20 protein-coding genes and 1 pseudogene are annotated in these 18,507 nt (G+C 64.1%); 13 read left to right on the top strand and 8 right to left on the bottom strand.

Going from position 1 to position 18,507, the window contains the following annotated elements:
* Positions 1-3: 3 nt before the first annotated feature.
* From RTU05_RS00650 to RTU05_RS00640, 3 genes are all read right to left on the bottom strand, one after another.
* Complete coding sequence (locus RTU05_RS00650) at positions 4-3,513, bottom strand: hypothetical protein (RefSeq protein ID WP_312594830.1); 3,510 nt, start codon at positions 3,511-3,513, stop codon at positions 4-6.
* Positions 3,514-3,585: 72 nt separating this feature from the next.
* Positions 3,586-3,990, bottom strand: a complete 405-nt coding sequence (locus RTU05_RS00645) for a hypothetical protein (protein WP_312594828.1) — start codon at positions 3,988-3,990, stop codon at positions 3,586-3,588.
* Between the two features lie 61 nt (positions 3,991-4,051).
* Entirely contained in the window at positions 4,052-4,381 is a 330-nt protein-coding gene (locus tag RTU05_RS00640; protein WP_312594826.1) for a hypothetical protein, read from the bottom strand.
* A gap of 67 nt (positions 4,382-4,448) precedes the next feature.
* Between RTU05_RS00640 and RTU05_RS00635 the strand changes: the two genes are divergently transcribed.
* Positions 4,449-5,189 (top strand): hypothetical protein, encoded by a 741-nt coding sequence (locus tag RTU05_RS00635; protein WP_312594824.1) that lies wholly within the window; start codon positions 4,449-4,451, stop codon positions 5,187-5,189.
* Here RTU05_RS00635 and RTU05_RS00630 read toward each other — a convergent pair.
* The 3 genes from RTU05_RS00630 to RTU05_RS00620 all read right to left on the bottom strand — a co-directional run bounded on the left by RTU05_RS00630 (position 5,186) and on the right by RTU05_RS00620 (position 7,547).
* A complete protein-coding gene (locus RTU05_RS00630) occupies positions 5,186-5,905 on the bottom strand; it encodes a hypothetical protein (RefSeq protein ID WP_312594822.1) in 720 nt (239 codons plus the stop codon). The two genes, RTU05_RS00635 and RTU05_RS00630, sit on opposite strands and share 4 nt — an antisense overlap.
* A gap of 29 nt (positions 5,906-5,934) precedes the next feature.
* Positions 5,935-6,093: a hypothetical protein gene (locus RTU05_RS00625; RefSeq protein ID WP_312594821.1), complete on the bottom strand. Its 159-nt coding sequence runs from the start codon at positions 6,091-6,093 to the stop codon at positions 5,935-5,937.
* A gap of 86 nt (positions 6,094-6,179) precedes the next feature.
* A complete protein-coding gene (locus RTU05_RS00620; protein ID WP_312594819.1) occupies positions 6,180-7,547 on the bottom strand; it encodes a hypothetical protein in 1,368 nt (455 codons plus the stop codon).
* 52 nt (positions 7,548-7,599) lie between these two features.
* Here RTU05_RS00620 and RTU05_RS00615 point away from each other — a divergent pair, with 52 nt between their 5' ends.
* The 4 genes from RTU05_RS00615 (at position 7,600) to RTU05_RS00600 (ending at position 9,660) form a co-directional block, all read left to right on the top strand.
* Positions 7,600-8,034 (top strand): hypothetical protein, encoded by a 435-nt coding sequence (locus RTU05_RS00615; RefSeq protein ID WP_312594817.1) that lies wholly within the window; start codon positions 7,600-7,602, stop codon positions 8,032-8,034.
* Positions 8,035-8,250: 216 nt separating this feature from the next.
* Complete coding sequence (locus RTU05_RS00610; RefSeq protein WP_312594815.1) at positions 8,251-8,742, top strand: hypothetical protein; 492 nt, start codon at positions 8,251-8,253, stop codon at positions 8,740-8,742.
* A gap of 148 nt (positions 8,743-8,890) precedes the next feature.
* A complete protein-coding gene (locus RTU05_RS00605) occupies positions 8,891-9,259 on the top strand; it encodes a hypothetical protein (protein WP_312594813.1) in 369 nt (122 codons plus the stop codon).
* The gene (locus RTU05_RS00600) at positions 9,253-9,660 is read left to right on the top strand and encodes a hypothetical protein (RefSeq protein WP_312594811.1); all 408 of its coding nucleotides are present in this window, start codon (positions 9,253-9,255) and stop codon (positions 9,658-9,660) included. The genes RTU05_RS00605 and RTU05_RS00600 overlap by 7 nt, the downstream gene beginning before the upstream one ends.
* A 25-nt stretch (positions 9,661-9,685) precedes the next feature.
* On the opposite strand, the gene RTU05_RS00595 is transcribed toward RTU05_RS00600, so the two are convergent.
* Entirely contained in the window at positions 9,686-11,320 is a 1,635-nt protein-coding gene (locus RTU05_RS00595) for a recombinase family protein (RefSeq protein WP_312594809.1), read from the bottom strand.
* Positions 11,321-11,360: 40 nt separating this feature from the next.
* On the opposite strand from RTU05_RS00595, the pseudogene RTU05_RS00590 reads away from it, so the two are divergent.
* From RTU05_RS00590 to RTU05_RS00575, 4 genes and pseudogenes are all read left to right on the top strand, one after another.
* Positions 11,361-11,771: pseudogene (locus RTU05_RS00590) on the top strand (DUF72 domain-containing protein); the annotation flags it as partial.
* Positions 11,772-11,846: 75 nt separating this feature from the next.
* Positions 11,847-12,908, top strand: coding sequence for an NAD(P)-dependent alcohol dehydrogenase (locus RTU05_RS00585; RefSeq protein WP_312594808.1), 1,062 nt, complete (start codon positions 11,847-11,849; stop codon positions 12,906-12,908).
* Between the two features lie 108 nt (positions 12,909-13,016).
* The gene (phbB, locus tag RTU05_RS00580) at positions 13,017-13,742 is read left to right on the top strand and encodes an acetoacetyl-CoA reductase (protein ID WP_312594806.1); all 726 of its coding nucleotides are present in this window, start codon (positions 13,017-13,019) and stop codon (positions 13,740-13,742) included.
* A 100-nt stretch (positions 13,743-13,842) separates the two neighbouring features.
* Complete coding sequence (locus RTU05_RS00575) at positions 13,843-14,559, top strand: DUF4908 domain-containing protein (RefSeq protein ID WP_312594805.1); 717 nt, start codon at positions 13,843-13,845, stop codon at positions 14,557-14,559.
* Between the two features lie 406 nt (positions 14,560-14,965).
* On the opposite strand, the gene gloB is transcribed toward RTU05_RS00575, so the two are convergent.
* A complete protein-coding gene (gloB, locus tag RTU05_RS00570) occupies positions 14,966-15,688 on the bottom strand; it encodes a hydroxyacylglutathione hydrolase (protein WP_312594803.1) in 723 nt (240 codons plus the stop codon).
* A 46-nt stretch (positions 15,689-15,734) separates the two neighbouring features.
* Between gloB and RTU05_RS00565 the strand changes: the two genes are divergently transcribed.
* Genes RTU05_RS00565 through RTU05_RS00550 form a run of 4 tightly spaced genes read left to right on the top strand, consistent with a single transcriptional unit; the run spans position 15,735 to position 18,447 of the window.
* Complete coding sequence (locus RTU05_RS00565; protein ID WP_312594801.1) at positions 15,735-16,478, top strand: methyltransferase domain-containing protein; 744 nt, start codon at positions 15,735-15,737, stop codon at positions 16,476-16,478.
* A 48-nt stretch (positions 16,479-16,526) separates the two neighbouring features.
* Positions 16,527-17,051 carry a histidine phosphatase family protein gene (locus RTU05_RS00560; protein WP_312594799.1) on the top strand — a complete coding sequence of 175 codons (525 nt, stop codon included), beginning with the start codon at positions 16,527-16,529 and terminating at the stop codon, positions 17,049-17,051.
* On the top strand, positions 17,048-17,392 hold the full coding sequence (locus RTU05_RS00555; RefSeq protein ID WP_312594797.1) for a DUF952 domain-containing protein: 345 nt from the start codon (positions 17,048-17,050) through the stop codon (positions 17,390-17,392). The genes RTU05_RS00560 and RTU05_RS00555 overlap by 4 nt, the downstream gene beginning before the upstream one ends.
* A gap of 5 nt (positions 17,393-17,397) precedes the next feature.
* Positions 17,398-18,447 (top strand): quinone-dependent dihydroorotate dehydrogenase, encoded by a 1,050-nt coding sequence (locus tag RTU05_RS00550; RefSeq protein ID WP_312594897.1) that lies wholly within the window; start codon positions 17,398-17,400, stop codon positions 18,445-18,447.
* Positions 18,448-18,507: the final 60 nt, after the last annotated feature.

The following is an 18,507-nucleotide window of genomic DNA, read 5'->3' as shown; positions in this document are numbered from 1 at the left end:
CGGTCACTCCGGCGCGACCGTGATCACGCGCAATTCGTTTCCGATATTTAGGCTGCGAGGCTCATTCGGCGGCGCAACGACACGCTGTTCACCGGCGATCAGGACCGTCCGCTGACCGTGGGTCGGAAGCGTCAGAGCGCGACCCTTCGCGGACGGCGATCCGAGCATCACCGCGCCTTGGGCGTAGATGGTCGAGAGGTCGATGAAGATCGAGCCATCGACCGCCACACCGCCGAGCGAGACCATCCCCGAACCGTGGACCAGACCCGGCTCCAACGATCCGGTGACGGCCGGAGCCGTGAGCGAGATCGCCCCTTCACCGGCGACGCCATGATCAGCCAGACCATTGGTTGAGACCGTCAGGGAGACGATGCCTCCAGCGGCGATGGAGTGGACCAGATCGCCCATGACACGCATGGCCAGCGGGATCGCGGCGCTGGATGCCGTTCCACGCTTCGCCAGAGCGTTGACGCCCGGCGACACAAGGTCGGCGTTGCCTTGACCCGTGGCGCCCGCTGCGGCCCCTCCAGACGCGCTTGGAGCGGTCAGGGTGACAATCCCGTGGACGGACGTCCCATGGCCGCCCAGAGCGTCCACAGACGGCCCCTTGAGCGTTACGCGGGCGAACCCGCCTTGGCTCATGACACCGGCCACCTTGGACGCTCCAAGGACGATCTGGCCGACGCCTTGAGGTTGGAGTGATCCAGAAGCGGTGACGGACGGTTGAGCCAGAGGAATGGCCAACGACGCGGCCACACCATGGACCGACGATCCATCGACGGTCGGAGCGAACCTGATCGCGGAATAGGCGCCTGTGATTTGCGATCCTTGGGCGTCAGCCTTGGGAGCGGAGATCGAGATCGCACCGTCGCCAGCGACGCCATGGTCAGCATCGACCACAACGGCCGGAGCCGGGAGCGATGCGGCCGAGGATGCGGCGATGGAATGTTGAGCGTCAGCCGCCGCGATTGGAACGGTCAGGAAGACCGAACCAGATGCGTCCACACCGTGGCCAGCCTGACCGTCCGTCGAAGGGTTCGACATGACGATGGCGGCTGACGCTCCAGTCGCATGGGAGACCGTCCCCGAAGCGGCCGGAGCCGTCAGGGTGATCGTGGAAGAAGAGAGCGCGCCACGGTTGGCGTAGGCGATGGCGGACGGCGATCCGAGCGTCACCAGACCTTGGGCGCCCACCTTGTGTTGACCGTCAGCCGAGGCGACCGGAGCCGTCAGGTTCACGACGCCAGAGCCGACGCGAGTATAGGAGCCGGTCGCCGACGTTGCCGGAGACGGAAGCGAGATCGCGGACGATCCTTCGACGCCATGCGCCGATGACGCACTAACCGCCGGTGACGTCAGGGTGACGACGCCGGAGCCGACGCGAGTGTGAGAACCAGAACCTTGGACAGATGGCGAGCCGAGTTGGATCGCACCGCTGAACGACGGGCCGTGGAAAGATTGGAGTTCAGCCTTCGGAGCCGTCAGGGACACGGTGGCGAGGGCTTGAATGTTCTGGCCAGCCGAAGCGGAGGTGGACGGCCCTTTAAGCGAGACCACACCGATGGCCCAGAGACCACCCGGTGCGGTGTAGTGGACCCGCATCCGAAGTTGATCGATTGCCGCGTCCATCGACGCGGCGGTGCCTTGAAGGCCGTAGTCGAACCCGAAGTTCGGGTTCTTGATCAGTTCAGGCGTGAGCGCGACGCCCCACATGTCGGCCGCCCCGCCATAAGGGGCGGTCGTGAAAGAGTTCGTCCATTCAACGTCGGTCGAATTGTTGGTCCCGATCTGGTCGCCCAAACCTCCGGTGTCGTTGAGAGACAGGCGGGCGTGGCGCGCGTTTGGAACACCAGAGCCGAACGAACGGCGACGGACGATCTCGACCTCAACACCGGTGATGGTTGCCCCGGCCGGAATGTCGGAAGTCGAAAAGCCGAAATTATTGGATCGCAGAACGTGCGTGATCGCGGTCGAGTTGATGCCGGTCGCGCGCACAATCGTCCCATCCACCGAAGCGAGGTTTGCGGGCGTCAATGGCGTCCACGAACGATTGCCATCCACTAGGGACTGGAGCGAGCCGGGTGTTTTCCAACCTGTGACGCCGGTGACGCCCGCGCCCGATGGGGGATTGGTGAAATTGGACAACCCGGAGGGCAGAGGCGAACGAAGCGACACTCCAGCGACTGCGTTGATCGGAACCACAGACACGACCGTCGCGGCCACCTTGCGAGCGAGCGAGATCGTCCCCGCCCCTTGGCGAGCCGGTTGGGTGAAAGTCGAAGTGGATTGGACGCGAGGCGAACCGAGCGAGACGGTTCCAGAACCGTTGGGCGGGTCGGCTTCATACCAAGAGAACCGAGCCTGACCGCGCGAAGTCAGTCGATCCCCGAACGTCAGTTGTTCGCCCGCACCACCGCCCGGTTCGCCGGGAACGCCATACTGGTCATAGTCAGAGCCGCCACCGCCTCCATCGACGTGGCTTTCTGCGAACCGACCCAATGGTCCGCCTTGATCAGGGTAGAGCGCGCCAACGCCTGCTTGGGGTGACGATCCACCAGCTTCGTAAGTGCTCCCCCCTAGCGTCGGATATGATCCGTTCTCACCGTTGCCATAGGGTGAAGCGGAAGCCCCGCCACCCTGACTGACGCCGGAGCCGCCGGAGAAACGAACCTCACCAAAACCAGCGGCGGCTTGACCGCCTGTTACGACGTTGGCGCCTTTGGCGAGGATAGTGGTCTGGCTTTCGACCCAACTGTCTTGGCCGACGATGTTGGGATAGTTGCCATTCTGGAGACCACCGAACTGGCGCTCCGCGACATAGTAGGCAACCGGGACGCCCGCCGTGACCGGGAACCATCCAGCGGAATAAGCCCCACCGCCACCGCGCGCGGTGCGTGACACGCCACCACCACCCCACACTTCGCCGTAGACCCAACCGGTGAAAGTCGGCGTCCACGTTCCAGCACCGGTCGCGGTGACGACCAACGATTTGTTCGACGCTCGCGGCGTAAACGTGACTTCAAGCTCAACGCTATCGAGCCGGGCGGTGTCGTCGTTGGTTGTCGGCGTTCCGGTTCTTTGCGGAGCCGACGCGAAAACTACGCGCTCCAGATTGGCGCGGGTGACATTCGAAAGCGGAATGTTAGTCGTTCCGACAAATGCGCCGGTGACCAAATAGGAGCCGAGTTGCGTCCGCGATCCGAGTTCTGAGCCGGGGATGAACGGCCCAAGGACAGCGGACGAACGGACCTCCATAGCGAACGTGCCGTAGCTCTCGCCAAGGGTGACGCGCATGACGGCGCCGGTAATGGTCGCATCTACCGGGATGGACGATAGGTCGAACTGAGCGAAAACCTGATTGACCTCATGGCGCCCCCCGCCGAGGTATTGGCCGACCCAAGGATATTGGTTCTCGAAGACCTCAGTGCCGGTCCCCTCGCGAGCGACGGAATAAATCGTGGAGGCCGAGCAAACGAAGAGGACGGGATTGGGAAGGAATGCGGTCGTAGCCATCCCATATTTACCCCAGAACAACGAAAGCCGCCCCGGAGGGCGGCTCTCAAAGCTTGGTCAGTCGAACGCGGCTTAGGCCGAGTAGGCGACTTCCGAGATCGTCAGGCTGGTGATCTGAACCGGACCACCCGACACGATGGCCGTGGTGTTCATGATAACCGAAGCCGAGGCCGTGCCAACGTCCACGTCCATGATCGCCGTCCCGCCGGAAGTGGCGATGCGAGCGTAGCCAGCGGTCCCCGAAGCGACGGCGTTTGCTTGCGTAATAGCGGCTGCGGTGATGACGCCAGCGGCTGCGGTGCCGAAGCCACCCGAACCACAAGTCAGGGTCGCCAGAAGCGTCCCGGTGACAGCCGAGTCAGGACCAGCCGGTTGGGCGCCGGTGTAGATTTTGATCGTCGCGTTGGCGCCGATTGCGGAGTTCAGAGCGGTTGCGCGAGCTTGTTTCTGCGCGGCCGAGAGGTTGGAGTAGGCCATAGGGGAAAATCCTTTGAGCGAGGTGTTCCCCTATTTATTTGGACCCGACGTTTTGCCGGGTTTAGCCCAAGAACGCCGCCTCAAACTCGGCCGCGACGTCCGCCTGATCGTCCGCAAAGACGACATGGAACGGGACGTGGAGCGAGCCTTGGTAGAACGACGGGTTGAAGCCGTAGTCCTGCGGGATATCGACCAGAATCTCCGGGCGGATCAGCGGACTTTCGACCCACGCTTCCAGATCGCGTTTCTCGAAGTCAGGATGATCGAGGCGCGTGTTGATGTGGCGGACGTAGCGGCCTTCGGGGGCGCTTTCAGGGAAGCGCGCGTCGATCCAGTCAGCGATCTCGCCGTAGCTGGCGATGTAGGTTTCGGGGAGTGTGTGGACGATCAAAGTAGTTCTCCAAATGAGGGTTCGGAGTATTTAGGCTGATCGCCGGATCGCCCGGTCGGAGGGGACGATGGATTGGAACGCGGTCTTTGAGTGGATTGGCAAGGCGACGTTCTTCGCCACGCCTATCGGGCTGGCCATCCTCTGGTTCGGGAAGACCTACATCGACAAATGGCTGACCCGCCGTTTTCAAGGCCAGTTGGACAACCTCAAACACGTCCAAGCCCAAGAGATCGAACGGCTTCGGGCGAAGATCGCCGGTATGCTGGATCGAGCGACGAAGCTCCACCAGCATGAATTCGAAGTCCTCCCGCTCGTTTGGGACAAGCTGACAACGATGATGGGGAGCGCGGTCGCAGTCGTCTCGCCGTTCCAGAGCTACGCGGGCGTCGGCCGCATGTCTCCCGATGAACTTGAAATCGTCCTTGGTGAAGTCAGTTTCGCCGATCACGAAAAGGACGAACTTCGACGGCTGGAGAGGCGCCCTCGCGAAACGCTCTACATGAACCTGTGCGACCGGGACCGTCTTCGGATCGCGTTCAAAGACCGCGCCAATTTCCACAACACGATCATCCAACGCGGGATATTCATCGAGCCGCCCTTGAGGGCAAAACTAATGGAACTGAGCCTTCTGATCGCGGACGCTCTCCATAATCAGCAAGAGTTCAACGATCCTGAGAGCGACCGTCCAAAGGCCGTTGCCCGTAGCGAGAACGCTGACAAGGTTCGGGTTACCGGCAAGGGCATGGTGGACGCCATCGAAGTGATGATCAGCGACCGTCTCTGGAACGCCTCGAAGCTGGACGCTTAAGCGACCGTTTTAGGCTCCCACCACGTTTCGTCGTCTGGCCTCGGATCATCGATCGATGGCAACGATGCGATCCATTCCACGACAGCTTCGGAGAACTGGACGTCGGCGTTGATCTGGATTCCGAGCGTCGCGGCCAGCATCAACACAGAGTGGCGCGGGGTCGTTTTGCGGACGTTCGGTCCAAGGTTCGTCAGCAAATTCGCTTCGTCGTTCTCGGCGTAGAGACCGTGGACGCCCCCGTAGTTCGGGTGTGCGATCTCGCTCAGTTGGTCGTAACCGTTCCGAACGCCGGGGACGTATTTCTCAAGGTGGCCGATCATCGTCAGCACGTTCGGCGCGACCGGGAACTCCGGGTCGTTTTTCCACCCGACCAGCATTTCGGTCAGACGGTCGCTCAGATCGTTCGGCTTCATGTCGCCCCGTTTCACGATCAGATCACCCAAGCGCCAATGCATGGCCACGGTCTCGATGACGGCGCGGGTCAATAGCGAAGCGGTGGCGAGCCGACCGTCCGCGTAAGCTTGGATAGCGTCAGCGCCGAGTTCCTGAGACCGCCACAACAAGCCGCCACGGGCGACCAAAGCTTTGTAGGGAGCCTTGGACCAGACGCCGATGTCGGTGGCTGCGACTTGGGTCGGGAGGTGCGGCTTCATCTTCGCGAGGTGCGACCGCGCCGTCTCCAAAGCCTCTTCGAACTTTTCCTGAGTGATCGGCATTCGCCGACCGTATCACGGCCAGATGGTCGTTACTCTCCCGAACCACCTTCGACCGGCGCGATCTCGAAGACGCGCTCCAGTTCCGTGGTCCTGTGATCGATGAAGCGGATGACCTCTTCATAGAATGCCGGGAGACCACCGAACCAAGCTTCCGGGCGGCTGTTGATCGCCGCTTTGAGGGCGGTCATCTGCGAACGGACTTCGACGGCGTGGTCTTGTTTGTTCTCTTTCGAGGCGGGGTGAGTGGTTTCAGTCATCCGATATTTAGTCAGGATCAGCTAATCTCGATTGGCCCGCCGCCCCCGCCCGAACTCCACTGGTCGGTGTAGCTACCGTTCACCCCGAAGGTATCGAGCAAACCGCCCGGCGAGGCGTAGACGTTCACCGCCAGATAAACTTCCTGACTGACAGGCGTGTCCCACTGGCTGGCGTTGCGCCCGCCCACACCACCACGGAAGCGGATCGTGTCACCGTTCTGGACCGTCACGCCAGCGTAGGTCGTGACGTTCTCAGTGCCTTCCGGCGAGTAGAGCTTCGTCCCTTGGTTCACACCGTTCTTGTAGAGTTCAACGAACCCCATGGCTGACCCGCTGGCCGAACCCGTCAGGGTGATCGTGGCGGTCTGGCCAGCGCCAAGACCGGCGATGGTGTGGGTGTTCCCGTCTTGCCAGTTCGGCGTCGAAGACGACCCGTTCGTGGACCAGTAGCTGGCGTAAATGTCGTTCCAATCGCGAGGCGCGACGCCCCCGCCGATGTTCCAATCATTGTTGGCGTCCACGGTCAGTTGGTGGACCGAGTTGGCGAACTGCATGTTGCCGTCGAGGCTCCAGACGACCAGCCGGAAGAGACAGGATCGGGCGCCCGAGTTCGAAATCCCGCGAGGGTTCACGGCGATCCGCATCCCGTTCGACACCACGACGTCCAGCTTTCTCAAGCCATCCGAACCGTTGACGTGACCGTTGAATGAGCCTCGGTGATCCCAAGTCGATCCACCCGGCGCCATGGTGAAGACGTCCAAGATCATGGCGTCCATGTTGCCGCTGTAGTCGTAGACCTCGAAGCGAGCCGTGATGTTCTGGCTGATCCCCGTGACGTAGTGTTCGCCATACCAAGAGGTGGACCATGTATAGTCGTTTTCGTTCACCGAACCGCTGATTGCTGGCCAGTTCCCGATGACGTCAGGGGTCACGTCCACGACGTTGTAATTGTTATCGGCGTCCACGGTTGTCGTGACGCGATGGTTCGACAATTGCGTCCAGCCGCTGGAGCCATTGAAGATGACCATCGTGAAGGCGAAATCTCGCCGACCAGAGTTGGTCGATCCGCTGACGGCGTAGTGGATCGAGTCCCCGTTGTTCACGGCGAAATCGACGTAGGGATTTCCGCTCCGAGGATCGATGGAACCTTGGTGGACCCACCCGGCCCCATAGTCCCGGTAAATGTGGACCGCGAAAGCGTCCATGGAACCGGCCGGGTCGTAGGATTGGAAGCGGAGCGTGATCGGCTGGTTGATGCCGGTGATTTGTTGAGCCGGACCATTCCAGATCGTGTTGTCGTTGGTCGCGAAGGTTTGGGTTCCGATGGTGAAGGCGTTCGGAACAACGTCCACCGAATAGGCTTGGGCGACGTGTTCGAACGTCACGTCTGGCGAATACGGGCTGGCCGTCGAGTTCTGGACCAAGCCCGACGTCAACGTGAAGAAGAAGAACTTCGACCGGAAGGCCAACGTGATCCTTTTGGACGCCAAGGGCCTCAAGGCTTGGCTCAAGCGGACCATCGACGCCAACGGCAAGCGCCGGTTCCCGCTCTCGGCCGATTTCCTTGAGCGCCTGATCGAGTTCCAAGCCAACATGGCTCAGAACGAATATCTCGGCCTTCTGTCTGAGAAGAAGGCCGAGTTCGGGACGATCTACTACGACGACCAGATGGTCCATGTTCGGCTGGATGGAGAGGACACGCGGATGGTCCTCTTCCTCGGCGACGACATTCGCGTCCTGCCCCGGTTCTCGAAGACTGACCGCCGTGGAAATGAACACGGCGGGAATGTCATCCTGCAATCGCGGTGCGACATCATCGGTTTCGATGACGAATGGGCGACTGACGACTTCGAGGAAATTGTCGATCTGTAGTAATTGAAGACACTAAAACTAATTACTACAGATCGACATATCGCGATCTGGCGTAATGCGCCTCTGGCGGGTTCAGCGCTACGCGCCTAGCGCCTCTCCCTTCGGTCGATGCGGAGCTAATTGCTCCAGTCGAAGGAAAGAGAACTAGGACTACGCGGGAACGGATGGGCGGCGCGGCGGGACGACATATGATACGGCGGTTCGCGTTGAGAGGGCATGATGACGATAGAAGCTGATTACGCGGCCTTGGAAGCCGATTTCAAAACGCTGACGACGGCGCGTGGCGACGAAGTTCAACCACATGAGGCGCTGGAGATCGCCCGGCGATATCCAAGAGCCGCCGCCCTATCTGGTGCTATCGCGACCTATGTCATCGGCTATCGGGTCAAGCCGGATCAGCCAATCACGGCGAAAGACCCGATGAAGGCGGGTCTAGCTCTAAAATTTTCGAAAGCCGTCCGGTTTGAAAACTGCGACCACCTGACCAGCGCTTACGAACTGGCTTTCACACAGACGGCTTATGAGCGCGAAGCGAAGCTGATCGCGATGGTCCCGTTCCTCAACGCTTCACTCCAAGACCATTTTGATCGTGGTCTTTCACGTCGCGATTTCACCCTGATTTCCGAAGTCGCGGTGTGGAGCGCGAAATTCGTCACGGACAATCTGATCAAGGACGTCGCCGCTATCGGCCGAGCCATGCGCCGTTGAAATATATCACCGCCTGACCCTCTCCCCGGTATGTTGGGGAGGTCGCAGCGATAGCATCAAGCGGCTTTGAAAGTTGATGTGTAACCGCTCTCAAATGTCTAGGAAGGCCCGCTTCGGCGGGCCTTTTTCGTGTCGATAAATACTGGTCATGACGATCAGCATCAAAGCCGCGAAGAGCAAAGGGCGCCGAGGCCAGCAATGGGTCCGCGACCAGCTTCTTCGGCTCTTCCCCCACCTTGAACCGGACGACGTGGTTTCGACCACGATGGGCGACACCGGCGCCGACATCAAACTCTCTCCAGCCGCCCGCAAGGCCATCCCATACGCTTGGGAGGTCAAGAGTTGCGCCAAGGCGACCGTCGCCACTCAATGGGATCAGGCGGCTCGCCACGCGGCAAAATCAGCCACGCCGGTCACACCGATCTTGGTGACGAAGGTGGACCGCCGGAAGGATGCTCTGGTCACCATCGAATGGAGCCATTTCGAAGAGCTTCTTCGGGAGGCTGGCCGATGCTGAAATCAATCAGCCGATGGTTCGCCAAATGGTCCAAGCGTTTCGTGGACGCGGCGACGTGCTTCCTCCGCGATCCCAAGCGAGCCTCTACGACCGCCGGGGTCATGTTCGGCGCGTTGATCGTCGCGCTCTACGTCGTTCAGGTGGTCGCCATGTTCGTCCCGACGACGCCGGTGGCTGCGACCATCCTTCCGCTATTGTCGAACCAGAACCTCGCGATGATCGCGCTGGTCGCGGTGATCGTTGTCACGTCGTTGGGTTTCGACAAGTTGACCATCACCCTCCCGAACGGCGCATCGGGGACTTTGGAGGACACACGCGATCAGGCCGTGGAAGCCCTTGAGAAGGCGTCAGACAAGCTTGGTGACCTCGCGGACGCCGTAGCACCCAACAACCCTTCCTGACGCTCCAGCGGGCGTTCTACGCGGCTCAGATCATCGTCACTTTCGCCCACGTCGAGGTCATTTCCAGTTCCTTGCGGGTGACTGGTCGTTTGTCTGACACGTCGAGTTCGACATAGACTTCATCGTTGATCAGCCAGCCCTTGCCGTTCGACAGAACGTAGAGGCCACCGTCTATCGGCATGATCGTATCGTAGAGCGCGAGAAGCATGGCGTTGGCCTTGGCGCGCTTGCGGTAGAGGTCATCGGTCTCGTCGTCGCCGAGGCTATCCAACCACTTCGCCGCCTCTTCGATTGCATCCACACCGACCATCCGGGTCTGGTGTTTGAGCGTGGCCCGAAGCTCTTCGATTTCCTTGTCTATTTTCGACGCCTCGGCTTGGCGAAGGCTCAACCGCGCTCTGGTCGAACTGACGTCTTCCCCCGGTTCCCGGTTCTCGATGGTGTCATTGAGGTTGTCGATCTTCATCTGGATCGAATGTCTGGCCGCGAGCTTGTTCGTCAGGTCCGTTTGGTCGGGGAGGGGTTGGGCCTCTTCCATCCGCGCCACCATGAGGAAGGCGGTCAGCCGCTCTTCGACGTCGGCGCAAAGGTAGGTCTGGCGGTTGTCGCAGTTCTGTTTGCGATTGGCCTGATAGCAGCGGAAGGCCCTGACCCTCTTCGAGTTCGGGTGATTGCCGACGACCAACGTCCCGCCGCATTCCTCACATTTCCCCATTCCCATGATCAGGTTCGGGAAGGTCTTCCCCTTTCGACCGGCGCCGCCACCACGCTTGTTCCGCATGGCGATCATGGCCTGAGCCTTGTCGAAGGTCTCTTCGTCAATGAACGCCGGATAGTAGTTCGGGATCGGATCACCGTCAGGCTGGCGAAGCATCCGTTGATGCGCCCGCTGGCTGGTCAGGGTCGGTTGATAGAACCCCATCACCGAAGGCGACCGGAGGATGGTCAGGACGTAGCCTTGGTGCCAGCCGTCCGAGCCTTTGACGAAGGGTTCGACCTTGTTGGCGTTCAGCCGTTGGGCGATGGCGGTGATCCCCAAGCCGTCCAGACATTCGGCGAAAATGCCCCGGATCACTTCGGCTTTGTCGTGGTCCAGATCGAACCGCTTGGTCGTCGGGTTGTAGATGGTCCACGCCGGTCCACGCTTCGACAGAACCTCGCCGGTCTCGCGCGCCCGCTTTTTCTTTTCAGACCATGCGACGGCGACTTTGCGCTGACGCTCTTTGTTTTCGCGGTGCGCGTTCGACATCGTGAACAAGGCCCGCATCAGATCGATGGCCTCGCTCTTGGCGTGGTATTCCTCGCCATCGACCAGCGTGACGACCCGGACGTTCCTCCGGGTGATCGACGTCAGAAGATACAGGGCCTCGGTCTCGGCCTCACGGGTCAGGCGCGAGAATTCATCGATCAGAATGTAATCGTTCGGCCGGATGGTCCCGGCTTCGATCATCCCCAAGAGGACGCCTAGTTTGCCGGTGTCGCGGTGATCGCCACGAAATGCCGACACGCCTTCGTCTCGGAAGGTTGGGTCGAAGTCCACGTCGGGATGATTAGCTGACCATTCCAGCGCCGCCGCCAACTGACGCCGGAGACCATCGCCCTTGAGTTGGGCGCGCGAACTGATTCGGCTGTAGGCGTAAGCCTTGGGTTTCGTGGACATAATCGCTCATATCATGGGTGAAACAATAGTCACCCACGTTATGGGCGCCAAGAAGTTCGATCCCGAGGATTTCGAGGGGTTCCTGAAGCTGTTGCCCAAGGAGAAGGATGGTGTGCGGCTGCGTCACGCGCTGGAGGTTCGCAACCCGACCTTCGCCACGGAACAGTTCTATGATCTGGCGCGCAAATACGGCGCGGCCATCGTCTATGCCGTCGATGACGAGGAGCCGACCTGGCCGCAGATCGACGAGGCGACCGCCGACTTCACCTATGCCCGTCTGATGTCCAGCCGCGAGGACGAGCCGACCGGCATGACCACGACGGAACTGGACGCCGTGGCCGATCAGGCCAGGGCCTGGGCGAAACGCGGCGACGTCTTCGCCTATTTCATCTCGGGGGCCAAGGTGCGGAACCCGGCCGCGGCTCAGACGCTGATCGCCAAGCTGAAATAGGCCGAGCCGTCTTTCGACCGTTCGGCCGGGGCCGCATAAAGGCCCCCGCCACTCCAAAGCCTGAAGGACCTCCCCATGCCGATCGCCACCCGCGCCTTCGCCGCGACCGCCGCCGACAAGCCGCTGACGCCCTACAGCTTCGAGCGGCGCGATCCCGGCCCGGACGATGTGCTGATCGACGTCAAATACTGCGGCGTCTGCCATTCGGACCTGCACGCGGCCCGCAGCGAGACCGGCCGATCCACCTATCCGCTGGTGCCGGGTCACGAGATCGCCGGCGTGGTCAAGGCGGTGGGCGCCAATGTCACCCGCTTCAAGGAAGGCGACCGGGTCGGCGTCGGCTGCATGGTCGACAGCTGCCGCGAATGCGCCTCGTGCCAGGAAGGCGTCGAGCAATACTGCGTACCCGGCTTCACCGGCACATACGGCGGCAAGGACAAGAAGGGCGGGACCCGCGAGACGATCACCCAGGGCGGCTATTCCGACCACATCACGGTCGATCAGCATTTCGTCCTGTCCATCCCCGACAGCCTGGCGCTGGACGTAGCGGCGCCTCTGCTCTGCGCCGGCATCACCACCTATTCGCCGCTGAAGGAATGGGGCGTCGGACCGGGCTCCAACGTGGCGGTGATCGGCCTGGGCGGCCTGGGTCACATGGCCGTCAAGCTGGCTGCGGCCATGGGGGCTGAGGTCACCGTCCTGTCCACCTCGGACCGCAAGAAGGCCGACGCCGAACGGATGGGCGCCAGACATTTCCTGATCAACTCCGACAAGGATGCGATGAAGGCGGCGGCCGAGAAGTTCGACCTGATCATCAACACCGTCTCGGCCACGCACGAGATCGCCAGCCATATCCAACTGCTGGCCCGCGACGGGACCATGGTCATGCTGGGCCTGACGACCGAGGGCCTGCCGGTCCTGGCCATTCCCCTGCTGTGGCGTCGTCGCCGCATCGCGGGTTCGCTGATCGGGGGCGTCAGGGAAACGCAGGAGATGCTGGACTTCTGCGCCCAGCACGGCATCGCCTGCGACATCGAAACCATCGCCCCGGATCAGATCAACGCGGCCTATGAGCGGATGGAGAAGTCGGACGTCCGCTATCGCTTCGTCATCGACATGGAGAAGCTGGCCGCCTGACGTGAAACTTCCGTTGCGTCAGATTCTCGCCTTGCGCGCGCGGCCTTGGGCGTTAATCCTGAAATCCGACAAGGCTTTCCAAAGGGCCGGCAAGGGACAGGAGACGACATGGCGCGCGTGGCTTTCGTGACGGGCGGGACCCGGGGCATCGGCAAGGCGATCGTTCAGCGCCTGCATGAGGACGGGTTCAAGGTGGCCGCCGGCTATTCCGGCAACGACGAGGCGGCCAAGGCCATCGCCGATGCGCTGGACGTCATGGTGGTCAAGGGCAACGTCGGCAGCTTCGAGGACTGCGCCCGCGCGGTGAAGGAGGTCGAGGATCAACTCGGCCCCATCGACATCCTGGTCAACAACGCCGGCATCACCCGCGACGGCTTCTTCCACAAGATGAGCCACGACCAGTGGTCCGACGTGATCCGCGTCAACATGGACAGCGTCTTCAACATGACCCGCCAGGTCATCAACGGGATGCGCGACCGGGGCCACGGCCGCATCGTCAACATCTCCTCGATCAACGGCCAGAAGGGCCAGATCGGCCAGACCAACTATTCCGCCGCCAAGGCCGGGATGATCGGCTTCACCAAGGCCCTGGCGCTGGAGAATGCGAGGAAGGGCGTGACCGTGAACTGTATCGCGCCGGGATATATCGACACAGAAATGGTCGGGGCCATGGACCCCAAGGTGCTGGAAGGCATCATCAGCCACATCCCCGTCGGTCGCCTGGGCAAGGGCGAGGAGATCGCCGACATGGTGTCCTGGCTGGTGGGCGAGCGTGCCGGATATGTCACAGGCTGCACCCTGTCGCTGAACGGCGGTCAATACCTGGTCGGTTGAGGCGGCCTTCGCCCAAAATCCGCCGCGCGTCGCTTTCATCAAGTCTGTCATGAAGTTGTTGGGAACGGTCAGGGCGAAAAAGTCGCCGCGCGTGACCGCGATGGCGGTCGTCGCCCTCGCGGCCATGGGCGTCAGCCTGGCCGCGCCCGCCGTCCTGCCCGCCGACTGTCACGCCCAGACCCGTCGCAGCGTGCCGCCCACCGCCCGCTACGTCAGCGGCAATGGCCAGGCCTTCATCCTGGACACCTCGGGCTCGCGGGCCCTGTTGCGGTTCGAGCGGTCGACCGAGGTCTGGGTGCTGCGCCCCACGCCCGCGCCGCGCGGCGACATCATCTATCGCAACGACAATGGCGATCAGGTGTTGAGGGTCACGCCCGACGGCGGCGTGACCCTGTACACCACCGCGGCGCCGCAGGGGTCGCCGGTGTCGCGGGTCGGGGACGCCCAAGGGCTGGCCAGCGCGACCCTGACCGGGGCCCAGTTGGTCGACTATTTCATGCGTCAGAGCTATCGCGCCAGCCAGGCCATGGGCCGGCTGATCGTGATCGACGTGGACATCCAGCCGGGGTCCGAACAGGTCGCGGCCGAAACCGTCTCGGCCGCCAGCGACGCCATCGTACGCATGGCCCGCGCCTCCAACCTGCGGGGCCAGGTCGAGCGGGTGCGGCGTGTGGTGGTGTCCGATCAGGGCCGGCCCGGCGTCACTCTGGTCCAGGGCACGCTGCGGATCGTCATCGACGCCGACGCCGGCATGGCGGGACGGCCGTCCTCGGCCCGGATCGTCCGGGTCGTCGCCGGCGACGCCCTGAACCGCTGATCGCCTCTGTCGTCATTCCGGGCGTCCGCAGGACGAACCCGGAAGCCAGGCGATCGTTGTTCGAGCGCGATCCAAAGACGCTTACCGCCCCTTTGGATTCCGGGGTCTTCGGCGCTCGGCCCCGGAATGACAGACATGGCAAGCGTAAAGCCTTCTTCGGTCGCCTTTGACCGGGACGTACAAGGGTTCGTCACAACGACCACCGCGAGGTCTCGACGACCACAACGGAGACGGGCTCCGGTCAGGCAGGTATCGAGGGCCTGCGGCGGCGAAGCCGCAGATTGATCATGGCTGGCGAAAGCCTGGCGCCCGACACACGTTCGGTCTCGTCGTGGTCGTCGAGACCTCGCTGTGGTCGTTGTGATGAACGTCTTTCAGGCCCGCATCACTTCAAGCGCCGATGGCTTTAGAAGGCGTCCTTGGCCGCCCGGCGCGCGGCGAACTGTTCGGCGTCGGCTGCGGTCAGGAAGGGGTTGAACCGCTTTTCCACCCCCATCGTCGTCGGCACGGTCGGTTCGCCGCGTTCGCGGGCGGCGAAGATCGCCTGGGCATGGGCGGCGGTTTCGGGCCGGTCGTCCAGGCTCAGGGTGAAGCGAGCGTTGGCGGCGGTGTATTCGTGGGCGCACCAGATGACCGTGGCGTCGGGCCAGGCTTTCAGCCGTTGCAGGCTGGCGAACATCTGCTGCGGCGTACCTTCGAACAGCCGGCCGCAGCCCAGGGCGAACAGGGTGTCGCCGACGAAGGCCAGGCCGCCCTCGGGCGCGTGGAACACCACATGGCCCAGGGTGTGGCCGGGCGTGGCCACGACCTCGAACCGGGTCTGACCCACCATCACCACATCGCCGTCCGCGACCACGCGGTCCAGCGGAGCGACGCGCCGCACCTCTTCCGGCCCGACGATCTCGCAATCCCATTCAGCCTTCAGCCGTTCGTTTCCCTCGGTGTGATCGGGGTGCCAGTGGGTGTTCAGGATCAGATCCAGCCGGCCCCAGCCCAGCCGCTCCAACTCCTCCAGAATCCGTGCCGCGTCGGGCGTGTCGACCGCCGCGACCACGCCGGTCGCCGCGTCGCGGATCAGAAAGCCGTAGTTGTCGCTGCGGCAGGGGAACAGATGAACGTCCAGGGTCATGACGCCATCCTAGCAGGACGGCGATCGCCGGGCCTATAGTGGCCGGATGCGGCGCAGCATCGACGAGCTTCGAACCTTCTACGGCGAGCCGACCGGGGCGCTGGCGCGACGGCTGGTGGCGCGCCGGCTGGACGACGCCTGGGGGGAGGCGGCCGATTGCGACGTGCTGGGCATCGGTTACGCCACGCCGTGGCTGGACGCCTTCGTCGGCGCGCGGCGGGTGGTCGCGGCCATGCCGGGCGGCCAGGGGGTGGAGCAATGGCCCGCGGTCGGGCGCAACCGCACCCTGCTGGTGGACGACCGCCGCCTGCCCTTCCCCGCCGGATCGTTCGACCGCATCCTGCTGGTCCATGCGCTGGAAGAGGCGGACGATCCCGCCGCCCTGCTGCTGGAGGCCGTCAGGGCGCTGGCCCCCACCGGGCGGATCATTCTGGCGGCGGCGGCGCGCGGCGGCCTGTGGGCGCGGGCCGACAACACCCCCTTCGGCCATGGCCGCCCCTTCACCCGGCGCCAGCTGGAGCGGCTGGTGCGCGACGTGGGGCTGGAGCCGGCGGCCTGGTCCCAGACCCTGTATGTGCCGCCGTGGGGGCCGCTGCTGCCCCTGGCCGAAGGGTTCGAACAGGTGGGCCGCCATGTCTTTCCGGGAACGGCGGGGCTGATCCTGCTGGAGGCGTCGCGCCAGGGCTACGCCCGCATCCGGCCCAGCGGCCATGCCCAGCGCGTCGCCGCCCCCGTGTTGACGCCCCAGCCCGTCGCCTCCGTCCCTTCGCGGCGCGAACGGCGCGACTGACGGTGAGTTGACCGGCGCGGCATCTGGTCGGCGAACGGAAACCGCCTTATGGCGAAGATCATGCACCGACTGATCCTGATGCGGCACGCCCAGGCCGAAAGCTCCGCCCCGTCCGGCGGCGGCGACGAGGCCCGCCCCCTGTCCGCCGCCGGCCGCGCCGAGGCGGTCCTGATGGGCCGGGCCCTGGCCGAACGTGGGCTGAAGCCCGACCTGGCCCTGGTCTCGACCGCCGTGCGGACGCGCCAGACCTGGGAGCAGATGCACGACGCCCTGGGCGATGTGGAGGTGCGCGACGAGCCGTGCCTGTACAACGCCTCCGCCGACGTCATCCGCCGCTTCGTCGAGGGCAGCGAGGACGAGGCCGGCTGCCTGCTGGTCCTGGCGCACAATCCGGGGGTCCATGTGCTGGCCGCCGAATATCTGGTCGAAAGCGCGGCCTCGCCGGCGGTGGTGGACAAGCTGTCGGGCGGTTTTCCGACCGGCGCGGCCGCCCTGTTCACCGTCGATGCGGCGGGGCGCTGCGCCTACGAAGGGTTTCTGACGCCCCGGTCGCTGGGCGCGCCCTCGCTGTGACCGACATCGCCTACAAGATCGTGGACGCCGCCGAATGGCGCGCGGCCGTCGCCGAGGGCCGCTATGACGGCGCGCCGGTCGATCTGGCCGACGGCTATATCCATATGTCGACCCAGGCCCAGCTGGCCGAGACGGCGCGGCGGCATTTCGCCGGCCGCCGCGACCTGCTGCTGCTGGACGTGGACCTGACGCGACTGGGCGGCGAGGTGGTCTGGGAGCCGTCGCGGGGCGGCGCCCTGTTCCCGCACCTGTATGCGCCCCTGCCCGTCTCGGCCGTGGTCGCCACGCGAACCCTGAACGTCACCGCCGAGGGCGAGATGCAGATCGGGAACCCGGCATGAGCCTGATGGCGCGCATCAGCGACGCGGGGGCCGCCGCCCTGCGCCGTCTGGACCCCGAACAGGCGCACCAGTTGGCGATCAAGGGCTTGGCGCTCGCCCCCCTGCCCCGGGCGCCGGTCGACGATCCGATCCTGAGGACGTCGCTGGCCGGGCTGGACCTGCCCAATCCGGTCGGTCTGGCCGCCGGTCTGGACAAGAACGGCGAGGCCCTGGGCGGTCTGTCGCGCCTGGGCTTCGGCTTTGTGGAGTGCGGATCGGTCACGCCGCGCGCCCAGGCCGGCAACCCCCGGCCGCGCCTGTTCCGCCTGAGCGAGGACCGGGCCGTGATCAACCGAATGGGGTTCAACAACGCCGGGCTGGACGCCTTCGCCGCCCGGCTGGACCGGCGCCCCTCGGGCGTGGTGGTCGGGGCCAATCTGGGCGCCAACAAGGATACGGAGGACAAGGCGGCCGACTATGTGGCGGGCCTGAAACGTCTGGCCGGGCGCGCTGGCTATTTCACCGTCAACATCTCCTCGCCCAATACGCCTGGCCTGCGCGCCTTGCAGGGCCGGGCGCAGCTGGACGACCTGTTGGGCCGCATCGACGCCGCCCGCCCGGCGACTGGCCCCCAGCGCCTGCCCGTCTTCCTGAAGATCGCGCCCGACCTGATCGCCGACGAGATCGGCATGATCGTGGAGGCGTCGCTGGCGCACCGGATCGACGGGCTGATCGTGTCCAACACCACGCTGGAACGGCCCCAGACCCTGCGTTCGCCCCAGGCGCACGAGAGCGGGGGCCTGTCGGGCGCGCCGATCCGGCCCTTCGCCGAGAAGGCCCTGCGCGCGGCGGCCGAGGCGGCGGGCGGGCGTCTGCCCCTGATCGCCGTGGGCGGCATCGACAGCGGCGCGGAAGCCTATGCCCGCATCCGCCTGGGCGCCTCGGCGGTCCAGCTCTATTCCGCCCTGATCTACGAGGGGCCGGGCCTGGTGGCCCGGATCAAGCGCGATCTGGCCGCCCGGCTGCGCGCCGACGGCTTTTCCACATCGGCCGAGGCGATCGGCGCGGGCCGTTGACGGAGCGTTAGGCTCGATCAAGGCAAGGTTCCCGCAAAGCGCATAGTCGCGCGAAACGGG

The organism is Brevundimonas sp. (assembly GCF_032017145.1).
In the GTDB taxonomy this organism is placed as follows: Bacteria; Pseudomonadota; Alphaproteobacteria; order Caulobacterales; family Caulobacteraceae; genus Brevundimonas.
This window is presented reverse-complemented; position numbering and strand designations above follow the sequence as displayed.

Excerpts from the sequence above, each read along its gene's own strand:
- RTU05_RS00605 (WP_312594813.1), top strand. The coding sequence starts at position 8,891 with ATGACGATCAGCATCAAAGCCGCGAAGAGCAAAGGGCGCCGAGGCCAG.
- RTU05_RS00645 (WP_312594828.1), bottom strand. The coding sequence starts at position 3,990 with ATGGCCTACTCCAACCTCTCGGCCGCGCAGAAACAAGCTCGCGCAACC.
- RTU05_RS00565 (WP_312594801.1), top strand. The coding sequence starts at position 15,735 with ATGCGGCGCAGCATCGACGAGCTTCGAACCTTCTACGGCGAGCCGACC.
- RTU05_RS00560 (WP_312594799.1), top strand. The coding sequence starts at position 16,527 with ATGGCGAAGATCATGCACCGACTGATCCTGATGCGGCACGCCCAGGCC.
- RTU05_RS00635 (WP_312594824.1), top strand. The coding sequence starts at position 4,449 with ATGGATTGGAACGCGGTCTTTGAGTGGATTGGCAAGGCGACGTTCTTC.
- RTU05_RS00585 (WP_312594808.1), top strand. The coding sequence starts at position 11,847 with ATGCCGATCGCCACCCGCGCCTTCGCCGCGACCGCCGCCGACAAGCCG.
- RTU05_RS00575 (WP_312594805.1), top strand. The coding sequence starts at position 13,843 with ATGGCGGTCGTCGCCCTCGCGGCCATGGGCGTCAGCCTGGCCGCGCCC.
- RTU05_RS00625 (WP_312594821.1), bottom strand. The coding sequence starts at position 6,093 with ATGACCGCCCTCAAAGCGGCGATCAACAGCCGCCCGGAAGCTTGGTTC.
- RTU05_RS00600 (WP_312594811.1), top strand. The coding sequence starts at position 9,253 with ATGCTGAAATCAATCAGCCGATGGTTCGCCAAATGGTCCAAGCGTTTC.
- RTU05_RS00610 (WP_312594815.1), top strand. The coding sequence starts at position 8,251 with ATGATGACGATAGAAGCTGATTACGCGGCCTTGGAAGCCGATTTCAAA.
- phbB (WP_312594806.1), top strand. The coding sequence starts at position 13,017 with ATGGCGCGCGTGGCTTTCGTGACGGGCGGGACCCGGGGCATCGGCAAG.
- gloB (WP_312594803.1), bottom strand. The coding sequence starts at position 15,688 with ATGACCCTGGACGTTCATCTGTTCCCCTGCCGCAGCGACAACTACGGC.
- RTU05_RS00550 (WP_312594897.1), top strand. The coding sequence starts at position 17,398 with ATGGCGCGCATCAGCGACGCGGGGGCCGCCGCCCTGCGCCGTCTGGAC.
- RTU05_RS00630 (WP_312594822.1), bottom strand. The coding sequence starts at position 5,905 with ATGCCGATCACTCAGGAAAAGTTCGAAGAGGCTTTGGAGACGGCGCGG.
- RTU05_RS00650 (WP_312594830.1), bottom strand. The coding sequence starts at position 3,513 with ATGGCTACGACCGCATTCCTTCCCAATCCCGTCCTCTTCGTTTGCTCG.
- RTU05_RS00595 (WP_312594809.1), bottom strand. The coding sequence starts at position 11,320 with ATGTCCACGAAACCCAAGGCTTACGCCTACAGCCGAATCAGTTCGCGC.